This window comes from Ensifer sp. VA4 (assembly GCF_055710065.1).
On the sequence record NZ_JBVQPO010000009.1, the window covers coordinates 298,663 to 324,524 of the forward strand.

General features: G+C 61.2%; 14 protein-coding genes. 13 read left to right on the plus strand and 1 reads right to left on the minus strand.

The features are described from left to right. Positions 1-72 precede the first annotated feature (72 nt). The 6 genes from AC0C6X_RS18000 to AC0C6X_RS18025 all read left to right on the plus strand — a co-directional run bounded on the left by AC0C6X_RS18000 (position 73) and on the right by AC0C6X_RS18025 (position 9,110). Positions 73-2,163 (plus strand): GumC family protein, encoded by a 2,091-nt coding sequence (locus AC0C6X_RS18000; protein WP_247960031.1) that lies wholly within the window; start codon positions 73-75, stop codon positions 2,161-2,163. Positions 2,164-2,326: 163 nt separating this feature from the next. Beyond that, positions 2,327-2,890, plus strand: a complete 564-nt coding sequence (gene nusG, locus AC0C6X_RS18005) for a transcription termination/antitermination protein NusG (protein ID WP_173519981.1) — start codon at positions 2,327-2,329, stop codon at positions 2,888-2,890. A gap of 311 nt (positions 2,891-3,201) precedes the next feature. Continuing rightward, entirely contained in the window at positions 3,202-4,806 is a 1,605-nt protein-coding gene (locus AC0C6X_RS18010) for a hypothetical protein (protein WP_472954432.1), read from the plus strand. A 178-nt stretch (positions 4,807-4,984) separates the two neighbouring features. After that, entirely contained in the window at positions 4,985-6,178 is a 1,194-nt protein-coding gene (locus AC0C6X_RS18015; protein ID WP_247960030.1) for a glycosyltransferase family 4 protein, read from the plus strand. 235 nt (positions 6,179-6,413) lie between these two features. Next, complete coding sequence (locus AC0C6X_RS18020) at positions 6,414-7,712, plus strand: exopolysaccharide biosynthesis polyprenyl glycosylphosphotransferase (RefSeq protein ID WP_246304701.1); 1,299 nt, start codon at positions 6,414-6,416, stop codon at positions 7,710-7,712. A gap of 48 nt (positions 7,713-7,760) precedes the next feature. After that, positions 7,761-9,110: a polysaccharide biosynthesis/export family protein gene (locus AC0C6X_RS18025; RefSeq protein WP_246304586.1), complete on the plus strand. Its 1,350-nt coding sequence runs from the start codon at positions 7,761-7,763 to the stop codon at positions 9,108-9,110. Here AC0C6X_RS18025 and AC0C6X_RS18030 read toward each other — a convergent pair. Continuing rightward, positions 9,050-9,388 carry a hypothetical protein gene (locus tag AC0C6X_RS18030; protein ID WP_247960029.1) on the minus strand — a complete coding sequence of 113 codons (339 nt, stop codon included), beginning with the start codon at positions 9,386-9,388 and terminating at the stop codon, positions 9,050-9,052. The genes AC0C6X_RS18025 and AC0C6X_RS18030 overlap by 61 nt on opposite strands. 473 nt (positions 9,389-9,861) lie before the next feature. Here AC0C6X_RS18030 and AC0C6X_RS18035 point away from each other — a divergent pair, with 473 nt between their 5' ends. From AC0C6X_RS18035 to AC0C6X_RS18065, 7 genes are all read left to right on the plus strand, one after another. Continuing rightward, positions 9,862-11,790, plus strand: a complete 1,929-nt coding sequence (locus tag AC0C6X_RS18035) for a type I secretion system permease/ATPase (protein WP_472954433.1) — start codon at positions 9,862-9,864, stop codon at positions 11,788-11,790. Between the two features lie 29 nt (positions 11,791-11,819). After that, positions 11,820-13,124 carry an HlyD family type I secretion periplasmic adaptor subunit gene (locus AC0C6X_RS18040; RefSeq protein WP_173519986.1) on the plus strand — a complete coding sequence of 435 codons (1,305 nt, stop codon included), beginning with the start codon at positions 11,820-11,822 and terminating at the stop codon, positions 13,122-13,124. 62 nt (positions 13,125-13,186) lie between these two features. Then, positions 13,187-14,065 carry a sulfotransferase family protein gene (locus AC0C6X_RS18045; RefSeq protein ID WP_173519987.1) on the plus strand — a complete coding sequence of 293 codons (879 nt, stop codon included), beginning with the start codon at positions 13,187-13,189 and terminating at the stop codon, positions 14,063-14,065. Continuing rightward, positions 14,034-15,620, plus strand: a complete 1,587-nt coding sequence (locus tag AC0C6X_RS18050; protein ID WP_472954434.1) for a lipopolysaccharide biosynthesis protein — start codon at positions 14,034-14,036, stop codon at positions 15,618-15,620. Before AC0C6X_RS18045 ends, AC0C6X_RS18050 begins: the two co-directional genes overlap by 32 nt. Positions 15,621-15,844: 224 nt before the next feature. Next, entirely contained in the window at positions 15,845-18,229 is a 2,385-nt protein-coding gene (locus AC0C6X_RS18055; RefSeq protein WP_246304587.1) for an RTX toxin, read from the plus strand. A gap of 230 nt (positions 18,230-18,459) precedes the next feature. Next, entirely contained in the window at positions 18,460-21,195 is a 2,736-nt protein-coding gene (locus tag AC0C6X_RS18060; RefSeq protein ID WP_173519988.1) for an RTX toxin, read from the plus strand. Positions 21,196-21,646: 451 nt separating this feature from the next. Further along, a complete protein-coding gene (locus AC0C6X_RS18065) occupies positions 21,647-25,558 on the plus strand; it encodes a metallophosphoesterase (protein WP_472954437.1) in 3,912 nt (1,303 codons plus the stop codon). Positions 25,559-25,862 lie beyond the last annotated feature (304 nt).

Here is a 25,862-nt window from a genome sequence, read left to right on the forward strand (position 1 = left end):
TTACTGCAGGCCCCTCCGCTGGTGCAGCACCGGCAGAGCATAATCATTATAGATATTTGAAGGGATTTGACGATGCAGGGCTCGACCGACCGCGTGATTGTGACACCGGAACCGGCGCTGCTCGACGTGAGGGAGATTATCGATTTTCTTTTCCGGCGCTGGAAGTTCATATCGTGCACCGCCGTCTTAACGCTCGGAGCTTTCGTCGGAATCTCGCTCGTCGTTACTCCGTCCTATACAGCGATCTCCAGGATTCTGCTCGACGCTCCCAAGGACTATATCCTCTCTCAGGACGCCGGGCCCGAACTGCGCGACAACTCCACATTCATCGAAAGCGAAATCGCCGTCCTGACGTCCGCCTCGCTGCTTCAGAAGGTTGTCGAAAGCGAGGGGTTGGCGCCAGACCCTGCGCTTGAGGCCGCGGCGCTGACGTGGCTCGAGGGCGCGCTCGAAGTCTCGCGCGTCGGACTGGCCGATGTCATCGAGCTCAACGTAACCTCGAATGACCCCGAACAGGCGGCACGCCTCGCCAATGCGCTTGCCCAGGTTTACGTGCAAGACCGCATCGAGTCTCGTTACGAGGGGGCCAAGAAGGCTTCCACCTGGTTGAGCGAACGCGCCGGAATTCTGCGCGAAGAACTGAGCCGCTCGGAAAACGCCGTGCAAAAGTTCCGCGCCGAGCATAATCTTCTGGCGACGCAGTCCGGGAGCCTGACCGGGCAGCAATTGTCCGAATTGAACATAGCGCTCATCAACGCCCGTGCTGAACTGGCGACGAAACGCTCTAAGTTCGAGCAGGCGGAGAAGGTCGTAAAGTCGGGTGGCGATGCCCAGACCCTGCCCGACGTGCTGCAGTCCGATGTCGTCAGCGCGCTGCGCACCCAGGCTGGAGTCGTGACGCGCAAGGAAGCAGATCTGCGGCTACGTTACGGCGACCAGCATCCTGAGGTGATGACGGTCCAGGCGGAGCACCGCGACATCGAGCAGCAGATCGCCGCCGAGATACAGCGGCTCGTCGGCAACCTCAGAAACGAGGTGGAAGCCGCCGAAGCGCGCGAAGCTGCGCTGTCTCGGGCACTTGCGTCGGTATCCGGTCAGTCGGCGGTCGAGGATCAGGTCGGCGTTCAGTTGCGCGATCTGGAGCGGATTGCGGCCGCGAACAAGGAACTGTTCCAGACATTCCTGTCGCGCGCCAAGATCGCCGAGGAGAAATCGACACTGCTGAGCAGCGGTGTGCGCGTTATTACACGCGCCGGCGTCCCGCTCGAGCCAAGCTTCCCGAATAGACCGCTTTTTGCGGCCGTGGGCCTGGTGGTCGGTGCTGCCTTGGGCGGAGCCGGCGCGCTTGTCCGCGAGCTGTTTTCATCCGGCTTCATGGCAAGGCGCCAGGTGGAAGAAGCACTGGCCGTTCCAGTTCTCGCCTCCCTGCCGCGTATGACGGAATGGACGCGGACAAAATCGCGCGTGCAGCCGGTGGCGTATCTGGAGCACCGCCCCCTGTCGCGCTACAGCGAGGCCGTCAGAAGGTTGCGCCTGGGTCTCGGCGGCATACCCGACACGGATCATTCGCCATCAATCACCCTCGTTACCTCGGCGATGCCGGGCGAAGGCAAGACGACGCTTGCACTCAGCCTTGCTTGCTCTGCCGCCGCAGATGGGGAGCGCGCGCTGGTAATCGATGCCGATCTCAGGGTTTCGGCCACCACCGCCTTCTTTGGCATGACCGAGAATGTCGGACTGGTCGACCTTCTGACACTCCCGATCGATCCTGCCAAGGCAATCCACCTGGACGAGCGCTCGGGCATTCACGTTCTGCCGGCCGGCGCAAAGACCTTGAACCCCCCCGCTCTCCTTGCCTCGGCACGGATGCGCTCCCTCATCAACGAGTTCCGGGCAAGCTATGACACGGTGATCATCGATGCGCCGCCGGTCGGCCCGGTGGCAGATGCCTCCATTCTCGCCGGACACGCCGACAAGGTGGTGTTCGTCGTGAAGTGGCGTGACACGTCCCGCGAAGCAGTGGCGGAAGGCATTCGATACCTCGGCGACAGATCCAAGCTCGCTGGGATTGCCCTGACGATGGTCGATGGGCCGAAATTGCCCAGATATGGACGCTACGCGTCTCTTGATGGCAATGGATATGACGGCCGCTACCTGAATTGATGAGCAACCTCGCTCGTTCCTTCGAGGAAAGGAAGAGATTCATCTTTAATAAATATAGTTAATACATTGATAACACATAACGGAAATCAATAAATCAAAGCAACAAATAGACATATACTGAATAAAAATCGAACAATTAAAAAACAGGAATGGAGGTGGAGAGATGCTGAGTGACAACTCACACGATGGTTCACGTTCGGTTCCACTTGACGATGCTCGCGATGCTCAGCCCGAACGCTGGTACGTGGTGCAGACACATCAACACTGTGAGACCCTGGCTGAAAAGCATCTGACTTCACAAAACTTGCGGACCTACCTGCCGAAACGGCGCCGAACCGTTCGCCATGCGCGCAGCATAAAGACTGTGTGCGGCGCCTATTTCGATGGCTACCTTTTCGTCTCACTGGATATTCAACGGCAGAGATGGTCGCCGATCAATTCGACCGTCGGCGTGCGCAAGCTCGTGATGAGCGACCGCAAGCCGATACCGGTCCCTTACGGAATCGTCGAAGCCTTGATCTTGGCGACCGACGAAGCGGGCTTCCTTCACCCCAAGGATATGTTCCAAGCGGGAAAAACAATTAAAGTAGAGAGCGGCCCCTTTGCAGATCAACTTGGCGTCCTTGACTACGTCGGGCGCTCAGGAGCAGTCCGCGTCTTGATGGATATTATGAATAGGGCCGTTCCAATTTATATAGACAGAGACAAGTGCTTGGTGATAAATTAACATCTTCTTAATTAGTGCTTTTGTTGAGTTTGTTGCTTTAGTTCTAGGTTTTTTGCGCGAACGATGAGCCAGATCGACTCACCCTCGCTGCGGCAGCCTGCGAAGAATCGGCCAAGCCTGCGCTGCGTCGAAAGACTGGCAACGGCACATCACTGGATTTCACGGATGACGCTCCCGACAATCGATTGTGAAGAGCTCCCTCTGCCACTGGCCATGAGGACGGGCCTGTCTCATCATAGCCTCTCGAAGAGGCCCACGGAGCAAAAGAGCGGCAGTGAACTGTACTGGCAGATCCCATGAAGTCGCGGCCCATGTCGACTTGGCAAGAAAACGTCGTGACCAAGGAGGCCTCGACTTCGCAGGCGAGCGGTCTCGACCAGGCAGCGACGTTACGGAGCGGCCCAACCAGATGCCTCCCCTCACCTCCAGTTCCACCGTTGGCGATCGCGGCGGAACTGTTTGCGGCGCTGGATGCGGCCGATATCCACTATGGCATCGTCCAGGATCCGGGAAGCCTGCCGCAGGCCCTCGCCGGCCGTGACGACATCGACATGCTGCTCGATAAGCGGGACTACATGGCCTTTTGCGCGATCATGGCTCGGCTCCACGGCCGTCGCAGCGTCAGCCTCTCCTGCTACGACAATGTGTGTGACGGCAGAGAAGATTGGTTCGTTCCTGACTTCTCACGCAGCGCCTATCTACACATCGATCTTCATGTCGGCATCCGCGTCGGCTGGGAGTTCCGCAAGCGTTATCTGGCGTTCGACTATGCGGCCGTCGCGCAGTGGGAGCGCCTGTCGGTCGAGGGAGTAACCATCCCGGTCGCCTCTCTCGAGGACGAGATTCGGTTGACGATTGGTCGTTTCGCGTTTCGTCTTTGGGGATGGCCGTGGACACGATGGGTGGTCTTGCCTGGGGACTGGGAGGACCACCTTGCGCAACTGCCCTTTCGATCCGGCGAAGCAGGTGAACGTGTCATCGAATGCGCCGGTGGCGGCAGCGGCACTATAAGTTGCAGGATTCGGCCGAACGAAGGCGGCATCGAGGTCTGTCGCGCTGATCTCGCGCGGCTCAGGCACGCGATCCGTCATCGGTGCGGCTATTCCCGCGGCAGCGGTCTGGCGGATGGGACGGTCCACTACATCCGCAAGGCCTCCTATCTTTCGTTGAGGGTCCTGGGGAGACTGTGGCCAGGCAGCGTTCCGGCAAAGAGGCGTGCCTCTACGGGCGGGCTCGTGGTCGCACTCGTCGCGCCGGATGGCCTTGGCAAGAGCACGCAGACCGATCTGCTGACACGCATCTTCGCCTGGAAGCTCGGTTGCGCGCAGGTTTATGTCGGCACTGGAGAAGGCGATGGATGGTGGTTCCGCAAGGCATTGCAAAATCTGCTTTCCCCCCGCAGGCACCAATTCAAGGCGGTGATCCAGCGTGACCGCAAGGAACCGCGCGGCGGGGCGATAGGCAAGGTGCTCGCAGCCGGGCTGGCTTTGTGGGCCGTGCTGATTGCGATCGAGAGATACGGGGTCGTCAAGCGTGCGCATCGATGGGCGACACGCGGCCTGATCGTCGTGTGCGATCGGTGGCCGCAGACGCTTCGCAAGGGGTACCTGGACGGACCGATGATCCAGTCCGACCTGCCTGCCGTTCCCGGCCTTGCGGCGCTTGCCCGCTTCGAAGAGCGGCTTTATCACAAGATGAGCGAATGCAAGCCAGACCTTATCCTTCACCTCGTATCGGATTTCTCCGTCTCGCAGAGCAGAAAGCCGGGAGAGATCAGCAAGGAAGGGTTTGAGGCGCGGATGTCGTTGATGACCGAGCTTCGAGCACTCGACAAAGACATCAGGGTCGTCGACGCAAGCGGCAATACCGAAACTATCACCCGGGTTCTTTTCAAGCAAATCTGGCTTTCCCTGTAAGAGGCGACGCCTTCTCCCAAATCCCGGCAGGTCACACGCGCGACGTTCCGGCGCGGCCTTCTGCTTGTTCCCTAGAATCGTCGCCGACAAGGCGTGCGCGCCCCGAAACGCCGTCGTTTCGCAGCCAAGCCCCTCAACGAACTACCAGCAGTCATCAGCCTCGCGGAGATACACGCAGATGAAGATCGTTCATGTGTTGACTCGCCTACATCGCGCGGGTTCGGAGGAAAATACGCTGGCCTGTTGCAACGCCCAGGTGAAGCACGGTCATGAGGTCCTGTTGGTTCACGGCAACGAATATGATGCCAGCCTGCGGGCCTCCGTCGCCAAGACCATGCGGGTCGTCAGCCTTGACGCGCTGGTTCATCCGATATCCCCCATCAACGACTTCGCGGCCCTGCGGCAACTCAGCCGGCTTCTCCTCGAATGGCACCCCGACATCGTTCATACCCATCAAAGCAAGGCTGGCATTATCGGCCGGTTGGCGGCTAGGCAGGCCAATGTCCCGGGCATCATCCACGGCGTGCACATCCTACCTTTCGTGCACGTCGGCAATGCTCAGAAACTGACATTCCTTGCAGCCGAACGACTGACCGCACGGTTCACACGCGCCTTCATCGACGTCAGCCAATCGATGCGCGATATCTGCGTTTCCCACCATATCGGCAGCCCCGCACAGCACTATGTCGTCCATTCGGGTTTCGACCTTATGCGCTTTTCCCACGCCCATTGGCCGAGTGAGGCGCCGCGGCTTCTCGGCATTGCACCTGGCGAGCCCAAGCCGCCGGTCGTGTTGATGCTGGCGGCACTCGAACCGAGGAAGCGCCATGTCGAACTCATCGAAGCGTTTCCCAAGGTCATCGAGCGCGTTCCAGACGCGCGGTTGATCCTCGCCGGCGAAGGACCGGCACGGCGGGATATCGAAGCCGCCATTGCCCGCTCCCCGGTGGGCGGCAGTATCCACCTGATCGGATATCATTCCGAGCCAGAACAACTGATCAGCCTGGCCGATGTCTGCGTGCTGACATCAATGCGAGAAGGACTGCCGCGCGTGGTCATGCAATACCTGGCCGGCGGCAGGCCCTGTGTTGTTTCGGAGCTGCCTGGGCTGGAGGAAGTCGTCAGGCACGGTGTCAACGGCATCGTCACCCCCGCCGATGACGTGAACGCTGCGGCGACGGCCATTGCCGATCTCCTCGAAAACAAGGCGCTTCGCGCCCATTTGGCCGAAGGCGCAAGACACACCGACCTCACATCCTGGGGACTTGATGCGATGTGCGACAGCGTCGAGACGGTCTACCAGTCCGTACTCGGGGCGCTGCCCCAAAACGACCTTTCAGGCGCGCGGGCTTATCAGTCGCAACTGCAATAGCGATCACAGTGTCTGCAGATTTCCACACCTCGATCAGGGCGGGCTCACCGCTACCAAGGTAGCCGCGTCTGTCCTTCTCTTTCAAAGGCAATAGGTCTGTCCCGTTTCTCCTGGGAGATATATCGTGACTCAAATACCGGCCGAATCCTCACGTCCCTGGCACAAGGCGATTCCGCTCCCGATTGAGCAGATCAAGAATCGATTTGTGCTGCGCTGCCTGTTCTGCTCGCTGGCCATGCTCGGTGACCTCTGCGTGATCCTTGCAGCAGCCGTCACGACCAACCTGGTCAGCCTGCACATAACCGGCCGTGCGCACGGGCCAGAGCTCGCCTATGTCGTCTTGCCGACCTACCTGGTCGCCGCCTGGAACCTGGGCGCCTACCATTTGCCGACGCTGCGTTCGCGCTTGGCATCTGTCAGAAGTTGCCTTGCCTCCCTGGCGACCGCGGCCAGCTTCTCGCTCTTCGCAGCGCTCGCCTTCAGCGTCATCGGCAGCTTCTCATCGCGACAAACGGCCTTCTTCCTTGGGCTCACCGCCGTCGGCCTCACCGTCTTCCATTGGAGCGTGGCGGCCGGATTGCGCCGCCGGGAAGATCAAACGGAGACGAAAGTCATTCTTTTGGGCGACGACAGCGTCCGTTCAAATCGCCAGCGCAAAGTCGCAACGACCATTAACGTGAGAGCACGCGACTGGCGTCCGATGGAAATGGATCCGAACTTCCTCAATGACCTGTCGTTGGCGGTGGCGGACGCGGATCGGATCGTGTTGTCGTTCAGAGCCTTCAAGGAACAACAGAAATGGGCAAAGCTGCTCGGCGAACTCGGTTTCGAGACCGAGTTGCTTGAACCCGGACTTGCTGGCCTGAAACCGTTGGCGCTCCGCTACCTCGATTCCACGCCAACGCTCGTTGTCTCGACGGGACCGCTGACATTACACAAGCGCGCGCTCAAACGCGGCTTTGACCTGATGCTCGTGCTGCTCGCAGCGCCGATAATCGTGCCTCTAATCGCGGTACTCGCGGTTCTCGTACGCGCGGATTCGCCCGGGCCGGCGTTCTTTGTGCAGAAACGGATCGGCACCAACAACAGATATTTCAACTGCATCAAGTTCAGGACCATGCGCGTCGATCTGACCGATGCGGCCGGCAACCACCTTACCGAGCGCAACGACCCTCGGATAACACGGCTTGGGCATTTCCTGCGCCATACCAGTCTCGATGAACTGCCCCAACTTTGGAACGTCTTCATGGGGCAAATGAGCCTTGTCGGTCCTCGGCCACACGCGCTGGGCGCATCGGCAGAGGGTGCGCTTTATTGGGAAGTGGTGCCGGATTATTGGCATCGCCATTCGATGAAGCCTGGACTGACGGGCCTTGCCCAGATCCGCGGTTATCGAGGTCCGACCGAGAAGAAATGCGACATCGAAAGCCGCGTCGCCGCCGACATCGAATACATCCACACGTGGTCGCTCTGGCTGGATGTGAAGATCCTTTTCAGGACCTTGCGGGTCCTTGTGCACAGCAATGCATTCTGAAGTGTCTCGAGTATCGTCACGTCCCAGGCGTTGACGAAGGAGAAGGCGATGAAACCGTATGTCGATAGCTATGGCTCTTCACGGTTCGCCGGCGAATGCCGAGGCCCTGGAGACTTTCACGGCCCGATGCGCGTGGTCGATTGCGGCCGACTGCTGCTGCGAATTCTCGCGGTGGTGGCTGCCTTGCTGACCGCCAATCTCGCCCGTGCCGAGGGGTATGTGCTCGACACCGGCGATGTCGTGCGCGTCCTGGTCTTCGGTGAGGCGGCCTATCCTTTGGAGGTGGCGGTCGACGATCGCGGCTCGATCGCGCTTCCGCTTCTGGGTGACGTTCGCGCCCGTGGCCTGACGGCAGCCGCCCTCTCACAGAACATCCGACAAGCCTACCAGCAACGGAAATTGATCCTCGACCCCTATGTCAAAGTCGAGATCGGACAATATCGTCCGTTTTTCATATCCGGCGCCGTCGCGCACCCCGGCTCCTATCCGTTCCAGCCGGGGATAACCGTCCGGCACGCATTGGCGCTTGCCGGCGGCTTCCGCCCAACCACAGCCGGAGAAACCGTGCCGGCATTACAGATCGCGGACCTGCGTAGCGAGCGGGCAAACTTGATGATCGAAGAATATCGACTGAAGGTTCGCCTTGCCCGGCTCAACGCCGAGAGCAAGCTGGCCGACAGCTTTGCTATTCCGACTGATCCGCCAGCCGAACTTGGCCAGAGCCTGATTGACGAGATCATTGGAACCGAAAAGGCCCAGTTGAAGGCTCGGCTGGCCGCATACCGGGACGACGTATCTTATCTTGAAGCCTCGCTGGCGCGCCTGAAGAAGGAAGCCGAGACGCTGGCCGGCGCCAAGGACGAACGACAGCAGACGTTGAAGAGCCAGCTCGAAGAGTTGGAAGCTGTGCGGACCCTGCGCCAGAAAGGTTTGATTACCAATACGAACGTGATGGCGCTGGAGCGCGCCCAGAACAACTATCGCCTCGACCTCGCCCAGTTCGAAATGCAGCAGACGCGGTTGCAGCAGGATCTGCTCAACATGGAAAGCGAGCTGCGCAAGAAGCATCAGGACCACGAATTCCAGTTGATTTCGGACACGCAGGAGACACAGGTTCAACTGGCGAAGCTTGCAAGCCAGCTCAGATACCTGTCGGACAAACTGCTTTTCGTCTTCGAATATGGCGAGCATCGGACAATCGAAGAACTGCAGGGATCGGTAAGGATCCTGATTTTCCGGCGCGGCCAGAAGACGGGCCAGGAAGTCGCCGCAGACGAAGACACCGACGTCAATGCAGGCGACGTCATCGAAGTCTCGGTCGTGGCGAACAAGGGCTTCTATTCGTCGGGAGCTTCGCGTCCGGACCCGGCGGCGGACATGGAAAAGAAAGCGTTCTGACGGGAAGGCGAGCCGCCATCGATCATGTCGCGGGACGATACCTGCACCTTGCGACGCGATCGCAGCACCAGCAAGCCGGTTACGGACCCCAACTGAACCGTCATCACGGCGAGCAGGCTCAGTAAGATCACGGCGAATACACCATCGATGCCCCGGTGAAGCACCAGATAAACGGGCGTGATCAACAATACGACAATGGACGACAGGAAAATCCAGACGACCCGCCCGAAGCATCCTCCGAGAAATCCGATCGTCAGAAGGGTCGCGAACTCAAACACCTGATACCCCTCTCATGCTGCGCTCTTCGTCAGAGCGACAGTTGGAGTCACGTGTAAATATCGCAGTAACCATCAGCGAAAACAATGACAGTCGTGCAACAGTCCCACAAGTTTCGGATGCGCCGGCGTTGCTTTGCGGCCACTTCGGCGACCAGGATGCACTGAGTATGGTATTCAGCGGCCACAGTATTACCGACATTCTGACCTTCCTTTCAGGTGCAGTCTTCATGCTTGCGGCAAGTCATAGGCGCGCCGCGCCGCGCCGCAAGGCTGCGCCGGCGAAACATGGGCAGCTGTTGCGTGGGCCGCGGCAGAGGTCACGCCGTCGCCACAGCGCGGTCACGCCATTGCAGGTGACCGGCGCATTCCTCTTCTTGCTCACCCTTCTCCGATTTGCATTCGAGTTCCTGCCCGCCAACAGCGCGTGGAAGACTGCGCGATCCGCGTTCGCCGTCGCCCCATGGCCGGCATGGATGGAGAGCCTCACCGCAAGCGCCGCCTCTCTAAGGGACCAACTGACGGAACTGACGGGCGTTGCTTTGGACGAGCCGTTATTTTGGCTGGCCATCGCGGTACTGGGCCTCATGCTGATGGTCGTTCCGCGGCGGCGCAGGCGAAGACGCGTTTCCGCCAACACGCCCGCAGCCACCCTTTCGGCCACGCAAAGGCGCGTGCCGGGCACGGAGCTTGCAGGCGCCTTGCGTTCCTGCCGCGGCGCACTCGCAGGTGTCGCGATCTTCAGCGGCGTCAGCAACATCCTGATGCTGAACGGCGCGATCTTCATGCTGCAAGTCTACGACCGCATCCTGCCGAGCCGGAGCGTGCCAACGCTCATCGGCCTGTCGATACTGGCTGCCGCCCTCTTCCTCGGGCAGGCGACCATAGATTTGCTGCGCGGCCGCATCATGACGCGGATCGGCGCCGAACTGGACGAATGCGTTTCGGGGCGGGTTTTCTCCGCAATCGCGCGCCTACCACTTCTCGTCGGGCAACAGGGCGAAGGACTGCAGCCTCAGCGCGACCTCGACAGCATCCGCACCTTCCTTGCCAGCCCGGGTCCCAACGCGCTTTTCGAGCTGCCGTGGCTTCCCTTCTACATCGCGATCATCTGGAGTTTCCACCCGATCCTCGGGCTGACGGCGATCGGCGGCGCGATCGTATTGGTGGCGTTGACGATCACGACCGAGATGCTGACACGCAAGCCGGCGAGCGCGGCGACATCTTCGGGAATCCGGCGCAACAACCTGGCGGAAGCCAGCCGCCGCAATGCGGAAGTTCTGGCCGCCATGGGCATGCGACGGCGCCTGCATGAGCAATGGCAGGAAACGAGCCGCGAACACATCGCCCAGCAGCAGCGCGTCAGTGATGTCGTCGGGGGCCTCGGCAGCCTTTCCAGGGCGTTGCGACTGATGCTTCAATCCGCGATGCTGGGTGTTGGTGCCTGGCTGGTGATCCATGGTGAGGCAACGGCTGGTGTCATCATCGCCGGCTCGATCCTGGCTGGACGGGCCCTTGCGCCCGTGGATCTCGCAATCGCTCATTGGCGCAATTTCATTTCTGCGCGCCAAAGCTGGCGCAGGCTGAGCCAGTTGCTTTCACGGCTGCCTGACGAGGTGGGGCCGATGGCCCTCCCGACGCCCCGTTCCAGCCTCACCGTCGATCGTGTCGCCGTCAGCGCGCCTGGCACGCAACGGCTGATCGTGCAGGGCATCGAGTTAAATCTCAGCGCAGGTGTCGGCCTTGGCGTGATCGGCGCCAGCGGTTCGGGCAAGTCAACCTTCGTACGCGCTCTCGTCGGCGCCTGGCGGCCGACGATCGGCCGCGTAAAGCTCGACGGGGCCGCACTCGATCAATGGCCGCAAGACCAACTTGGACGCTACATCGGCTATCTGCCGCAGGATGTGGAGCTCTTCTCGGGAACGGTTGCGACCAACATTGCGCGCTTTGAGCCGGTGGCGGATGCCGAGGCGGTTGTTGCCGCGGCACGGGCAGCCGGCGTCCATGACCTGATCGTCAGTCTGCCCAATGGATACGAGACCCAGATTGGCGAAGGCGGAACCGCACTTTCGGCCGGACAGCGTCAGCGCATAGCGCTCGCCCGAGCCCTCTATCGCGACCCATTTCTGATCGTGCTCGACGAGCCGAACTCCAACCTCGACGCGGATGGCGAGAGGGCCCTTGGCGAAGCGATCAAAAGGATCAAGGCTCGCGGCGGGATCGTCGTCATCGTCACGCATCGACCGAACATCCTCGCCGCGGTCGACCTGGTGATGGAAATGAAGGAGGGGCAGATGCAGACGTTGGGCCCGCGAGATCGGGTGCTTTCGAAGCTCTCCCCGCTGCAGCCGGCCAACAGTGATTTCCTCAGACCCATCGCCATCCACCCCAAACTGCCGAATTGAAGGCGGTTAAAACAATCGTCGCCATTCAAATGAACGGACCACACTCCCACCGACGCTCCATTCGCCGCAACCTCCTGGGTGGGGTCACGGTCATCGCCCTGCTTTTCGGCGTGGTCGGCGGCTTCGCTGCAACGATGGAGATCTCCGGCGCGATCATCGCTCACGGCGTGGTGGTCGTTGCCTCCAATGGCAAGAAAGTTCAGCACCCGACCGGCGGCATTGTCAGCAAGATCCTCGTGCGCGACGGTACGCATGTCGAAGCCGGCGATCTTCTCGTGCAGCTCAGCGATGTCGTGCCGCGCGCCAATCTGGCCTTCGTGACCAAGAGCCTGGACGAGCTCTATGCCCGAAAATCGCGCCTCGAGGCAGAGCGCGATGGCGGCGAGCAATTGACGATCGCCCCGACACTGGTGGCGCGGATGAGTGAGCCGGAGGTTGCAACGCTGGTCACGAGCGAGCGGCGACTGTTCGAAATTCGCCGCATCGAGCGCTCCGGCAACAAAGCGCGGCTTCGCGAGCGCATCGAGCAGCTCCAAAAGCAGATCGAGGGCTACTTGGCGCAAGGAAAGGCCAAGAGCAAGGAGATCGAACTGATCAGGGAAGAACTCGAGGGGATTCGCGATCTTGTCGCGATGAAGCTCACGCCGCTGTCGAAGCTGACGGCCTATGAGCGCGACGCGACCCGGATCGAGGGCGAGCGGGCGCAGCTGATCGCCAGCACTGCGCAGGCGCGGGGCGCGATCGCAGAGGTCCAGCTTCAGATCCTGCAGCTGGACAAGGAGTTTTCGAGCTCGACCGGCAGCGAGCTTCGCGACGTCGACGCCAAGATTGCCGAGTTCGAGGAACGACAGGTGACGGCCGCGGATCAACTGTTGCGCATCGAAATCCGTGCGCCCGTCAGCGGCTCCGTCTATCAGTCGACTGTGCACACCATCGGTGGCGTGATTGGTGCCGGCGAGCCGATCATGATGATCATACCGGACCAGGATGCCTTGGCGATCGAGGCAAAGGTCGCTCCTCAGGACATCGACCAGGTCCTTGTCGGCCAAAGCGCCCAGCTGCGGTTCACCGCCTTCAATCAGCGCATCACGCCGGAGTTCCAAGGTGTCGTCTCGATGGTCGCGGCCGACGTGACGCATGATCAGCGCACGAATGAGAGCTACTACGTCGCGCGGATCGCGCTAAAGCCCGATGGGTCGGAACACATGGGTTCCTTGGCCCTCCTTCCCGGCATGCCCGCCGAGGTGTTCATCACGATCGGGGACCGGACGATGCTCTCCTATCTGATGAAGCCCTTGTCAGACCAGATGATGCGAGCATTCCGGGACCAATAGGCGCAATGCAGGCGGCACCAACGCTGCCGCTCAATCGCTGTCTCCAGCGAAGGAGGATTGCTGTGATCGCGGACAAGCTCAGACCCCCGATATTCCTGATCGGCAACTATCGCTCGGGAACGACAATCACGCAGAAATTGATCGGCCTGCACCCGGACGTGGTGACCTGGTATGAACCGCGCACGCTCTGGCTCTACGCGGACCCCGGAAGGCAACATGATGTGTTCACCGAACGTGATGCGACGGAAAAGGTCATCCGCTACATTCGCGGACGCTTTCTCGAATTTCAGGTGAAGAACGGTGGCCGCCAGATCATGGAGAATACCCCGTCGAACGTCCTTCGCGCATCCTATGTGCACGAGATTTTCCCGGAGGCGACCTTCCTCTTCATCACACGAAATCCGTTCTCCTACATCAGCTCGATGGAGCTGAAATGGCAGAGAACGAAGACGCTGAAGGGCATGAAGAGAACGCTTTCGACCACGCCGCTGACGCAGCTCCACTACTATGCCGCCGTGCTCATCCGCCAAATGTTCGTCAAGAAAATACTGCGGAGGAAGTACGCGCCGATCTACGGGCCGAAGTACGAGGGGATCCACCAGGACCTGAAGGAACAGGACAAGCTGACGGTGATTGCGCGCCAGTGGGCACGTGGCAACCGCCGGGCCAGGGAGGATCTTGCCAAGCTCGGAGACGGTCGGGTGCTGACATGCCGATACGAGGACCTGATGCAGGATACTGAGACGACCTTGCGCCGCATCTACGACCACTGCGGGCTCGCCTGCAGCGATGATATCCTTCGTGCCGCCAAGGAGATGGTCGACCCCACCCGCCAGGAGAAGTGGCTTCGCTTCGATCGCGAGGAACTGCGGGCAATCCTTCCGGAGATCGAGGAAGAGATGCGCGTGTATGGCTACGAAGTTCCGCCTGCCCTTCAATGAGAGAGAGCCACAAGAGCAGCGTGCAGGTTCGTTCGCCCGAGGAGAGCAAGGCGTGAGCAACATTCGACAGGGGCTGGCAAGGCGGAGTGTCGTGGGCATGTTCTGGACGGGCCTGTCCATGGGGGCGCTCGCCGTGGCGGAGGTCATCGCGCTCCTCGTGCTCGCGCGGCTTCTTTCTCCCAATGAATTCGGGCTTTATGCCGCGGCCCTCGTCATCATCAAGCTGGCGACCATCTTCGAGAACCTCGGTGTCGCCCCGGCAATCGTGCAGCGGCCCGAGCTTGATGAACGTCACCTGCGGGTCGGCTTCACCTTGTCGCTGATCCTCAGTCTCGTGATCGCCGGGCTGGTCTGGTTGACGGCACCCGCAATCGCACATGCCATGCGACTTGCCGATCTGGCACCCATCGTGCGCGCCACCAGCGTCGTCTTCATTTGCCAGGGCGTCGCGCTGGTGGCGCAGGCCGTCGCGCAGCGAGCGCTGCGTTTCGAATGGCTGGCCGCTGTCGATGCGATATGCTTTGCGGTCGGCTTCGTGATTGCAGGACCGATCCTTGCCCTGGCTGGCTTCGGAATTTGGGCGCTCGTCGGTGCGCTGATGACCCAAAACTTTCTGCGCACGATTGTGTTGCTTGTCGGCCAGCCGCACCCGAAACGCCCTCTGCTGGAGCGGCGCGCAATCAGCGAATTGCTGTATTTCGGTGGCGGGTTCACCATTGCCAGAGTGTGCAACTATCTCGCAACCCAGGTCGACAAGCTCATCGTGGGCCGCTGGCTTGGAGCGGAAGCGCTCGGTATCTATTCGCTCTCCTCACAGCTCATGACCACGCCGGCGGTCATTATCGGCCAGATTCTCGACCGTGTCCTGTTTCCAACGATGGCGCTCGTACAACAGGAGCCCGCCCGGCTCGCCCGCGCCTATCGCAGCGCGGTTGCCGCCTGCGCTCTCGTGGTGCTGCCGGCAAGTCTCGTCGTCGCGATCGCGGCGCCCGAACTCGTCCAGGTTCTCCTCGGTCAAGGATGGGACGCGGTCGTCGCTCCCCTCCAGATCCTTGCCGTCGGCATGTTGTTTCGCACAAGCTACAAGCTCAGCGACTCCATTTCGCGCGCGACCGGCGTCGTCTATGCAAGGGCGTGGCGGCAGGCAATCTTCGTGGTCGCAGTGGCGGCAGGCGCTCTTCTTGGACATTTCTGGGGCGTGACGGGTGTGGCGGTCGGCGTTGTCGCGGCCGTCATGACCAATTTCATGCTGATGGCGCATCTCAGCCTGCGCGTCACCGGGATCGGCTGGTCCGCGTTCATCGGGGCGCATGTGCCGGCATTTGCGCTGGCGGCCGTGGTTGGCGCCAGTGCCTGGATCGCGGCGGATCAATTGCGCCAGGTTCACGTGATGCCGCTCGTCCTCCTCTTCAATGTCGCTATTGCCGCCGGCGCGACGGGCCTGGTGTCGTGCTGGCTGCTGCCGTCACTGTTTCTTGGTCGGGATGGGCAGTCGATGCTTCGCCTGGTCGCCGGGCTGGCGCCCGCTTGGCTGCGACGCAGTCGCCCGGGTTAGGCAGACAATCCTCCATCCGTTCGATGGCATGGCCCGAACGGCGAAACACAAGCGTTCCAAATTCCGTCCCGCGACCTGATCGAGTGACGTCGTCGTGTCCCAACGGCGACCCTCTCCCGGTCGCGGGTTTCGGCATGACCAGGGGTGCCCGTCCCAGCGAGCACCAAACGATCGCGGACCTGCAAAGGCCGGCTGAAAGGCCGCCTTGGTAAAGGAGATACGACATGACTAGTTTGGCTCGGTTTCCCAGTATCAAAGAGCTTTTGGCAGATATCGACCTCGACTACGGCCTTAAGGGCGGATTGGGTGATGACGGATCGCTGGCACTGACCGGCATCGCCGCTGCAAATGCTGCACTGACACCCCAGAACATTCTGCGCGCGACGGTCTCCTTCGAGGGGGGCAGCGACTGGGGTCTTTCACCAACGGACCTCGATCCGTGGCGGGAGCCAGGGCAGCGCGAGGATGGCGCCAGCGGCGCCACGGCACCGGCCGAAACCGGATTGGCGAAAGAGAGTGCAACAAGCCCATCCCCCGCCATGACGACCAGCGACGAGGAGGCGGCCACGACGATGGAGGTGCAGAGCCTTGCCGCTTCGACGAGCAGCACACCGACAGCGCTCGAAATCCGTGTGTCCGGCGCCGCCAATGACGCCGAAGAAAAGGCTTCAGGGACGATCTCGGGCAACATCAACGATCTCGAACTCGGCTTCGACGGTAACACGCGTCAAACGGTCGGGCTGCGCTTCACAGGCATCGACATCCCCAAGGGCGCCGTCATCACCAATGCCTATATCCAATTCACCACCGATGAAGTAAGCACGGGGGCGGTTTCGCTGCTGATCCGCGGTCAGGACGCGGACGACGCGGCAGCTTTCACAACCGCGAAGTTCGACGTTTCGTCCCGCCCGATTACGGATGCGTCGGTCGACTGGACACCAGGAGACTGGACAATACGCGGCGAGGCCGGAGCCGACCAACGCACGCCGGATCTCAAAGCGATCATCCAGGAAATCATCGATCGCGACGGCTGGGCGGCGCTGAACGACATTGCCTTCCTGATCACGGGCACCGGCAGGCGCACCGCCGAGTCCTTCGACGGCAACGCCGCCGCAGCCCCGCTCCTCCACCTCGAATATTACGTGCCGCCGCCAAGCGACCCGGTTGCCTTCGACACACCGCCAGATGCCAACTCCGGCGCCGACCAGATCGCGGAGCTGGCTGCCGTCGGCGCGGCCGTCGGCATCACCGCTTCAGCCAGTGACCCCGACGCCAACGACACGGTGAGCTACAGCATCGACGACGCGCGCTTTGTCATCGACAGCAATGGCGTCATTACACGATCGGGTGTCGGCACCCTGGATTTCGAGACCCAGGCCCAGATCACCCTGACAGTGACGGCGACCTCCTCCGACCGAAGCAGGGCCACCCAGACCTTTACCGTCAGCGTTCTCGACAGCCCGGAACCGGTCGCCTTCAACACCCCGGCGGATGCCAATACGGCCCCGAACCAGATTGCCCAGGACGCTGGCGCCGGCACCAAGGTCGGCATCACGGCCTCTGCAAGCGATCCTGATGCCGGCTCGACCGTCACCTATAGCCTCAGCGATGATCGTTTCGTCATCGATGCAGGCGGCATCATCACCCGCTCGGGAACCGGCACGCTCAATGCGCAATCCGAGCCTTCGATTACGCTAACGGTCACGGCCACCTCGTCAGACGGCAGCGCGGCCTTGCATGACTATACCGTCAACGTCACGACGGGGACGTCGAGCCCGCCCACTTCGGCAACCTTGGTGCACACCGTACTGACCTCTCAGTGGTCGCCGGCGAGCCCGGACCCGTCGGGTATCACTTACATCTCCCATCTCGGCACCCTGATGATTTCCGACGGTGAAGTCGATGAGATGTCGATATTCAAGGGAAAGAACCTGTTCGAGATGAGCCTGAACGGTACCTTGGTCAGATCGCTCACCACCACCAGTTTCTCGGACGAGCCATGTGGTGCTGCTTATAATCCGACCAACCGGCACCTCTATTTCTCAGATGATACCGGCACGAAGAGCGTCTACGAACTCAACCCGGGTTCGGACGGGCTTTACAACACCGCCGATGACATCGTGACCTCGTTCAAGACGTCCGCATTCGGAAGTTCCGACCCCGAGGGCCTCACCTACGACACGAAGCGCGGCGTCCTGTATCTCGCGGACGGCAACGCGAGGATCTACACGATCAACCCGGGCGCGAACGGCAAATTCGACGGAGTGGCCTCCACGGGCGGCGATGACGTGGTGACGAGCTTTTCGATCGGGACGCTTTCCAACGGGGATCCTTGCGTCGAGTATGACCCCGTTCACGACCTGCTCTATGTCGTCAAGTCGCGCACCCAGGTCGTGATGATGTCAACGACGGGGCAGCAATTGGGAACGCTCGATATATCGGCGGCCAATGCCCGCAAGGTGGCCGGCCTGGCGCTTGCGCCAAGCAGCGACGATGCGAACCAGATGAGTCTCTACATCGTCGACCGAGGTGTCGACAACGACTCCAACCCGAACGAGAACGACGGCAAGCTCTACGAGTTCCGGCTCGACCATTGGCTGCTCGCCTGATCGGGGGAATCGACCACTCCGCCAAAAAAGCATGTCGCGCAAAACTGCGCAGCGATTTTCGACAAATACATAAGAAATATCAATTATTTAAAGTGCAATAAGCGAATCTGAAAGATCGCCGCGCGCTTCAGTGATTTCGTCGCGTGGCACTGGCCGCATGACGAGCGTAGGGGTGGCCGCGTCCACTGGTTGGCCCCGATTATCCGCAAACCACGGAAAGGAGGTTGGACATGTCTAAGTTGTCCCGCGTTCCATCTGGCCTAGACATCCCAAAGCTCCTCACGATCGAGTTCGGGCTGAGTTTTGGCGGCCATGGCGGCTATGTGTTCGAGGATGACGCCGGAGAATCGATCTGGACCCTTCATCCGCAGGGGCTGGCGCAGCGACCGGTGGCTGACCTGAGCGAGAGCTGGGAGGAGCCCACGGTCGCCACTCATAGGCACCGCTCCTCTGTGGATGCCAGCATAGAGTACCAAGGCCTGCTCTTGGATCCGGCGGATACCGCGGTGGCTTCCAGCACCGACGAGAGGTCGCTTGGAAACGATACGCACGAGAGCACGCTGCTCTCCTTCAACGCAACCGCCCCGGAGCCGGCGTCAAGCAAGATTGACCCCGGCGTGGCCACGTTGAGCAGTGCCGCCGTCAGCACGCTTGCCGCCGATCCGATTTTCGAGACAAGGCTCGCCGCCGCCACTGATGACATCGAGGAAAAGAGCTCCGGCACGATATCCACCAACATCAACGATCTGGACATGGGCTATGATGGAACCACCCGCCAGACCATCGGACTTCGTTTCACCGGGATCGACGTTCCCCGGGGTGCGGTCATTACCAACGCCTATATCCAGTTCACCTCCGACGAGGTCGGCACCGGCGCGGCGTCATTTGTGATCCGTGGCGAGGATGCAGACGATTCGACCGCCTTTACGGCCATCAAGTTCAACGTCTCCTCGCGTCCGACCACGGACGCATCCGTTGACTGGACGCCGGCAAGCTGGACGGTGCGCGGTGAAGCCGGCATTGCCGAGCGAACGCCGGATCTCAAAGCGCTCGTCCAGGAGATCATCGATCGCGGCGGCTGGGCGGCCCTCAACGACATGGCGTTCGTCGTCACCGGCACCGGCACGCGCGTGGCGAAGTCTTATGAGGGCGGCGCCGCTGGCGCAGCTCTCCTGCACATCGAGTACACCGTTCCGGCGGCAGGCAGTCCTATTGTCTTCAACACGCCGGCCGATATCGATACGGCCACCAACCAGATTGTCGAACTCGCAACCGCAGGCACCGTGGTCGGCATCACCGCTTCGGCCAGCGATCCCGATGCCGGCGATACGGTCAGCTACAGCCTCGATGATTCACGCTTCGCCATCGACGCCAATGGCGTCATCACCCGGTCGGGCACCGGCACACTCGATTTCGAGACTCAGGCCTCGATCACGCTGACGGTAACGGCGACCTCGTCCGATCAAAGCGCCGCGACTCAAACCTTTACTATCGGCGTTCTCAACAGCCAGGAGCCGGTCGCCTTCAACACACCGGCCGACACCGACACGGCCACCAACCAGATCGCCGAAGGCGCTGCAGCCGGCACCGCGGTCGGCATCACGGCTTCGGCCAGCGATCCCGATGCCGGCGATACGGTGAGCTATAGCCTCGATGATTCACGTTTTACCATCGACGCCAACGGCGTCATCACCCGCTCGGGCACCGGCACGCTCGACTTCGAGACCCAGGCATCGATCACGCTGACGGTGACGGCAACCTCGTCCGATCAAAGCACCGCGACCCAGACCTTTACCCTTGGTGTTCTCAACAGCCAGGAGCCGGTTGCCTTCAACACGCCGGCCGATGCCGACACGACCACCAACCAGATTGCCCAGAATGCTGTCGCCGGCACCAAGGTCGGCATCACGGCTTCGGCCAGCGACCCGGACGCCGGTGATACGGTCACCTACAGCCTCAACGATTCACGCTTCGCCATCGACGCCAATGGCGTCATCACCCGTTCCGGCACCGGGACACTTAATGCCCAGTCCCAACCGTCGATCAACCTGATAGTCACGGCGACGTCGTCCGACGGCGGCACTGCTTCCGAAACCTTCAATTTGAACGTCACCAGCGGCGCGAACGGCCCGCCGACATCAGCGACCTTGGTCCATACCGTCCTCACCTCGCAATGGTCGCCCGCGAGCCCCGATCCCTCGGGGATCACCTATATTTCGCATCTCGGCACGCTATTCGTTTCCGACGGTGAGGTCGACGAGATGTCGATATTCGAGGGCAAGAATCTCTTTGAGACAAGCCTGAACGGCACGCTGGTAAGGTCGCTTACAACCATCAGTTTTTCCGATGAACCGAGTGGGGTCGCCTATAACCCCACAAACCATCATCTCTATTTTACGGACGACACCGGCACGAAGAGCGTCTACGAACTCAATCCCGGAACGGACGGACTTTACAACACGTCCGACGACATCGTGACCTCATTCAAGACCTCCGCGTTCGGCAGCACAGATCCGGAAGGGTTGTCCTATGACACAAACCGCGGAGTTCTGTACCTCGCGAATGGCGTCAATAACACCATCTATACGATCAATCCGGGTGCGAATGGCAAGTTCGACGGCGTGCCATCCGTGGGTGGTGATGACGTGGTGACGAGTTTTGCAATGGGCACGGTGTCAAACGGGGATCCCTGTGTCGAATACGACCCGGTTCACGATCTGCTCTACATCGTTAAGTCGCGTACCGAGGTGACGATGACCACACCGACAGGCGAATTCCTGGGAACTCTGGATATCTCCGCGGCCCATGCACGCAAAGTGGCGGGACTGGCGCTTGCGCCGAGCAGCGACGATCCGAACCAGATGAGCCTCTACATCGTCGATCGCGGCGTCGACAACCACTCGAACCCGAACGAGAACGACGGCAAGATGTATGAGTTCCGGCTCGATCATTGGCTGCTATCCTGAGGAGACTCGGGCACATTGCCCGACCAGCTGGGGCGATCGATCAACCGGATCGATAAGCCAGGGTACTTGCAGCTTCCTTCGGGCGGTCCGGGAAATGATCGGCTCCTGCAGCCATTGCTGCGGGGGCGAGCGCGACTAGGCACTCGCGCACCGCGTTAGAGCATGCCGCACGCCGAAAGCAACTTGTTCGACACGCCTCGGGATAGCACTCGTGGCTTCTGGCGTTATGGCGCTGCCCAAACCGTCCGGACAGGATTTCTTGTCTGAATGAACTGACTGGGTCTGCCGTCTTCGGCCGACGAAATAAGTCCTCGTCCAGCGGGGGGCATTTCGTCGCTTGTATCCCGTTACCGACCGGCTCCCGAAAATCCCCCTCCCCTGACGGACATGGAAGCGCCGGCGCGCACCGGTGGGCTCCGGCTGTCCGCAAGCCGTGCAAAGGAGATTGGACATGGCCAAGCTGTCCCGCATCCCGTCCGGCCTGGACGACCCAAAACTGCTCGCGATCGAGTTCGCACTTGGTTTTGACGTCGACGGCAATTACACCTTTGACGACCTCGCCGCTGTTCCAATCGGCTCCGTTCACCCGAAAGCAGCGCAACCGCGATCGGCAATTGACCTGGCTGGGAGCTGGGGGTCTTCTGCCTCGCTCGATCGCAGCGACCACTCGCTCGTCACTGTGACCAACGCGGAGGAAGAATCTGTCGCCGGCACGATCAGCACTGCGCCGACCTCTGGCACCCAGGGGCCCGACGACAATACGCTAGGAAGCGGGAGCCGACTGTCCGACGCGGCCACCCTGGAGGCGCCAGCCGAAACCGGCGCAACCGCGCCAAACAGCGCGACGATCGCCGCACTCGCAGTCGATCCAGTCTTCGAGACAAGGGTGGCCTCAAGCGCAGACGACGCAGAGGAACGGTCGAGCGGCTCGACGTCCTTGACCAGCAGCGATCTCGAGTTGGCCGTTGATGACGGCGTTGGCCAGACTGTTGGGATCCGCTTTACCGGCATCGACATTCCGAAGGGCGCCATCATTACCAATGCCTATATCCAGTTCACCGTTGATGAGGTGAGCACGGGGACGATTTCGCTCCTCATTCGCGGCCAGGATGTGGATGATGCCGCGGCTTTCGCCGCCACGACGTTCAACGTCACCTCGCGCCCGGCAACCGATGCATCCATCGCCTGGACGCCTGCAGACTGGGCGGTGCGCGGCGAGGCCGGCGCGGCGCAGCGCACGCCCGATCTCAGCGCAATCATCCAGGAGATCGTCAGCCGCGACGGTTGGGCGGCGCTCAACGACATGGTGTTCCTGATCACCGGCAGCGGCACGCGCACGGCCAGAGCCTATGATGGCAGCCCGACGGCCGCACCGCTCCTGCACGTTGAATATACCCTGCCGACATCCGGCGATCCGGTCGTCTTCAATACGCCCGCAGACGCCGATCCGGTCGCCAACGAGATCGCCGAGCTTGCGGCCGCCGGCACCGCCATCGGCATCACGGCTTCGGCGGCCGACCCCACCCCCGGCGACACCATTACCTACAGCGTCGACGACGCACGCTTTGCCATCGATGCAAACGGCGTCATCACCCGGTCGGACGTCGGCACACTGGACTTTGAGACCCAGACCTCGATTACGTTGACCGTGACGGCCACGTCCTCGGATTTCAGCAGGGCCTACCAAACCTTTACGGTCAGCGTTCTCAACACCCAGGAACCGGTCGCCTTCGGCAACCCGGCCGATAGCGACCCGACCGCCGACAGGATCGCCCAAAATGCTGCCGCCGGCACCAGGGTCGGGATCACCGCTTCGGCCCGCGATCCCGATGCGGGCTCGACCGTGACCTACGGTCTCAACGATCCGCGTTTCGCCATCGACGGCAATGGCGTCATCACGCGCTCCGCAATCGGAACCCTCGATGCTCAGGCCGAATCGGCGATTACGCTGCGTGTGACGGCGACTTCGTCCGATGGCAGTATCGCCACCCAGGATTACACCATCATCATCAGTCCGCCTGCCACTGACAGCGTGATCTTCGAAAGGAGAGTTGTCGCCAGCCTCGACGATGTTGAAGAAGCTCCTTCGGGCTCGGTCTCTGCCACCAGCGGCGACCTGGAACTGACCGTCGACGGCGCCAAGGTCCAGACCGTCGGTATGCGCTTCACCGGAATCGATATTCCCAAGGGCGCGATCATCACCAATGCCTATATCCAATTTACCGTCGACCAGGTGAGCACGGGGGCAGCATCGCTCATGATCCGCGGCCAGGATGTGGACGATGCCGCCGCCTTCACGACCGCTCAGTTCAATGTTTCTTCTCGCACGACAACCGACGCGTCGGTCGCCTGGACGCCTGCGGACTGGACAACACGCGGAGCGGCGGGCCTCGCACAGCGCACGCCGGACCTGAAGGCGATCGTGCAGGAGATCGTCGACCGCGACGGCTGGGCGGCACTCAATGACATGGTGCTCCTTGTCACCGGCACCGGCACGCGCACTGCAAGGGCCTTTGACGGCAACGTGGCTGCGGCTCCGTTGCTGCACGTCGAATATTATGTGCTGCCGACAAGCGCTCCGGTCGTCTTCAATACGCCTCCCGATGCCGATCCGGCTGACAACCAGATCGCGGAGTTGGCTGCGGCCGGCACCGCCATAGGCATCACCGCTTCGGCCGGCGATCCGGACGCCGGTTCCACCGTTACCTACAGCATCGACGACGCGCGCTTCTCCATTGGTTCGAACGGCGTCATTACGCGCTCCGGTATCGGCACGCTGGACTTCGAGACCCAGAGCTCGATTACGCTGACGGTGACGGCAACCTCATCCGACCGAAGCACAGCCAGCCAGACCTTCACTCTCGGTATTCTCGACAGCCCCGAACCGATCGCCTTCAACGATCCGGCCGACGCCGACACAGCCAACAACCGCATCGTCCAGAGCGCGGCGGCAGGAACCCGGGTCGGCATCACCGCCTCGGCGAGAGACCCCGATGCCGGCTCGACGATCAGCTACAGCCTCACCGATAATCGCTTCGCGATCGATGCCAATGGGGTCATCACCCGTTCCGCCACGGGCACGCTCAATGCCCAGACCGAACCCTCAATCGCCCTTCGTGTGACGGCAACGTCGTCCGATGGAAGCACAGCCACGCACGATTACACCGTCAACGTTGCGGCCCAAGCCGGACCGCAGACCCTGTACCGCTTCGCGGTCTTCGGCGATTTCGGCGACACGAGCCTCAATGGAGAAAAGGCGGTCGCGGCGCTCGTCCACAACTGGAACGTCGATTTCATCCTCACTGTCGGCGACAACGTCTACGCGCCGCAGACATTGGACGCAGCCGTCGGCCAGCAGTACCACGACTATGTCGGCAACTACCAAGGCGCCTACGGCGCCGGCAGCGCCATCAATCGTTTCTTCCCCGTGCTCGGCAACCACGAGTACAACGAGAACAACGTCACCAATTATCTGAACTACTTCACGCTGCCCGACAACGAAAGATACTACGACTTCCAGATCGGGCCGGTGCATTTCTTTGCGCTGAACAGCAACAAGCAGGAAGCAGACGGCCGCAGCGCGACGTCAGTCCAGGGGCAATGGATGCACTCCACGCTCGATGCGTCGAACGCAAGCTTCAACGTCGCCTATTTCCATCACACGGCCTACAATCCAGGCGGCAGCACCAGCACCATGCGGTGGCCCTTCGAGCCGTGGGGTGTAAATGCGGTGTTTGCCGGCCACGAGCACAACTACTACCGTGAAAACCGCGATGACAACGGCGACGGTCTACAGCTTCCCTATACCACAACCGGCCTCGGCGGTGCGGGCCGCGACGTCCCGAATGTCGGCGCCAACCTTGTAACCATCACCGATCAGGGCATGTTGATCGAGTTCTACAACGTTACCAGCTTCAACGGGACCACCGCGACGAGTTCGCTCACCGACTCCTATTTCATCGCGACGCCGACCGGACGTGTCCCGACAATCGTCAACGGCGGCTATGTGCTGAACGGTACGACGGGTGCCGACTACCTCTGGGGGCTTGGAAGCAATGCGACGCTGACGGGCGGACGCGGCAACGATACGCTGGTCGGGGGCAAAGACAGCAATCGCTTCGTGTTCCAGACCGGTGATGGCAACGATGCAATCCTAAACTTCAGGGCCGGCGCTGCCACCGGCGACGTCCTCGACCTGCGTGCATTTGGCATCGACAGCGCCAGCGAATTCCGGCAGGTGGCATCGAACCAGGGCGCAAACGTGGTAGCCAATCTCAGCGGCACGGACCACCTGACCTTGCTCGGCGTGCATGCCGAGCAACTCCACGACGACAACTTCGTCCGGGCAGGACTGCTTGTCTAAATGATGTGATCTGATCTGCCGCTTTCGGCCCAGATAAGCCCAATTCGTACAACCGGCGAAACGACAAAGCCGGAGCCCTGATAACACGGGGCTCCGGCTTTGTCGTTCTACGGCACCGCTGTCTCTCAGAGGCGCAAGGTCACTGCAGCACTTTGAATTGCATCACGATCTGTCACCTGGACGCCTCTAAAAACCTCCCCTTCAGCCGGTTTTCGTGATTCAATCCTGGCTGTGTGATTTGCGGGAACGGATGATGCGTGGGCAGCCAGGCTTTTGGGATTTGGACGAGCGTTACGAGCGCCTG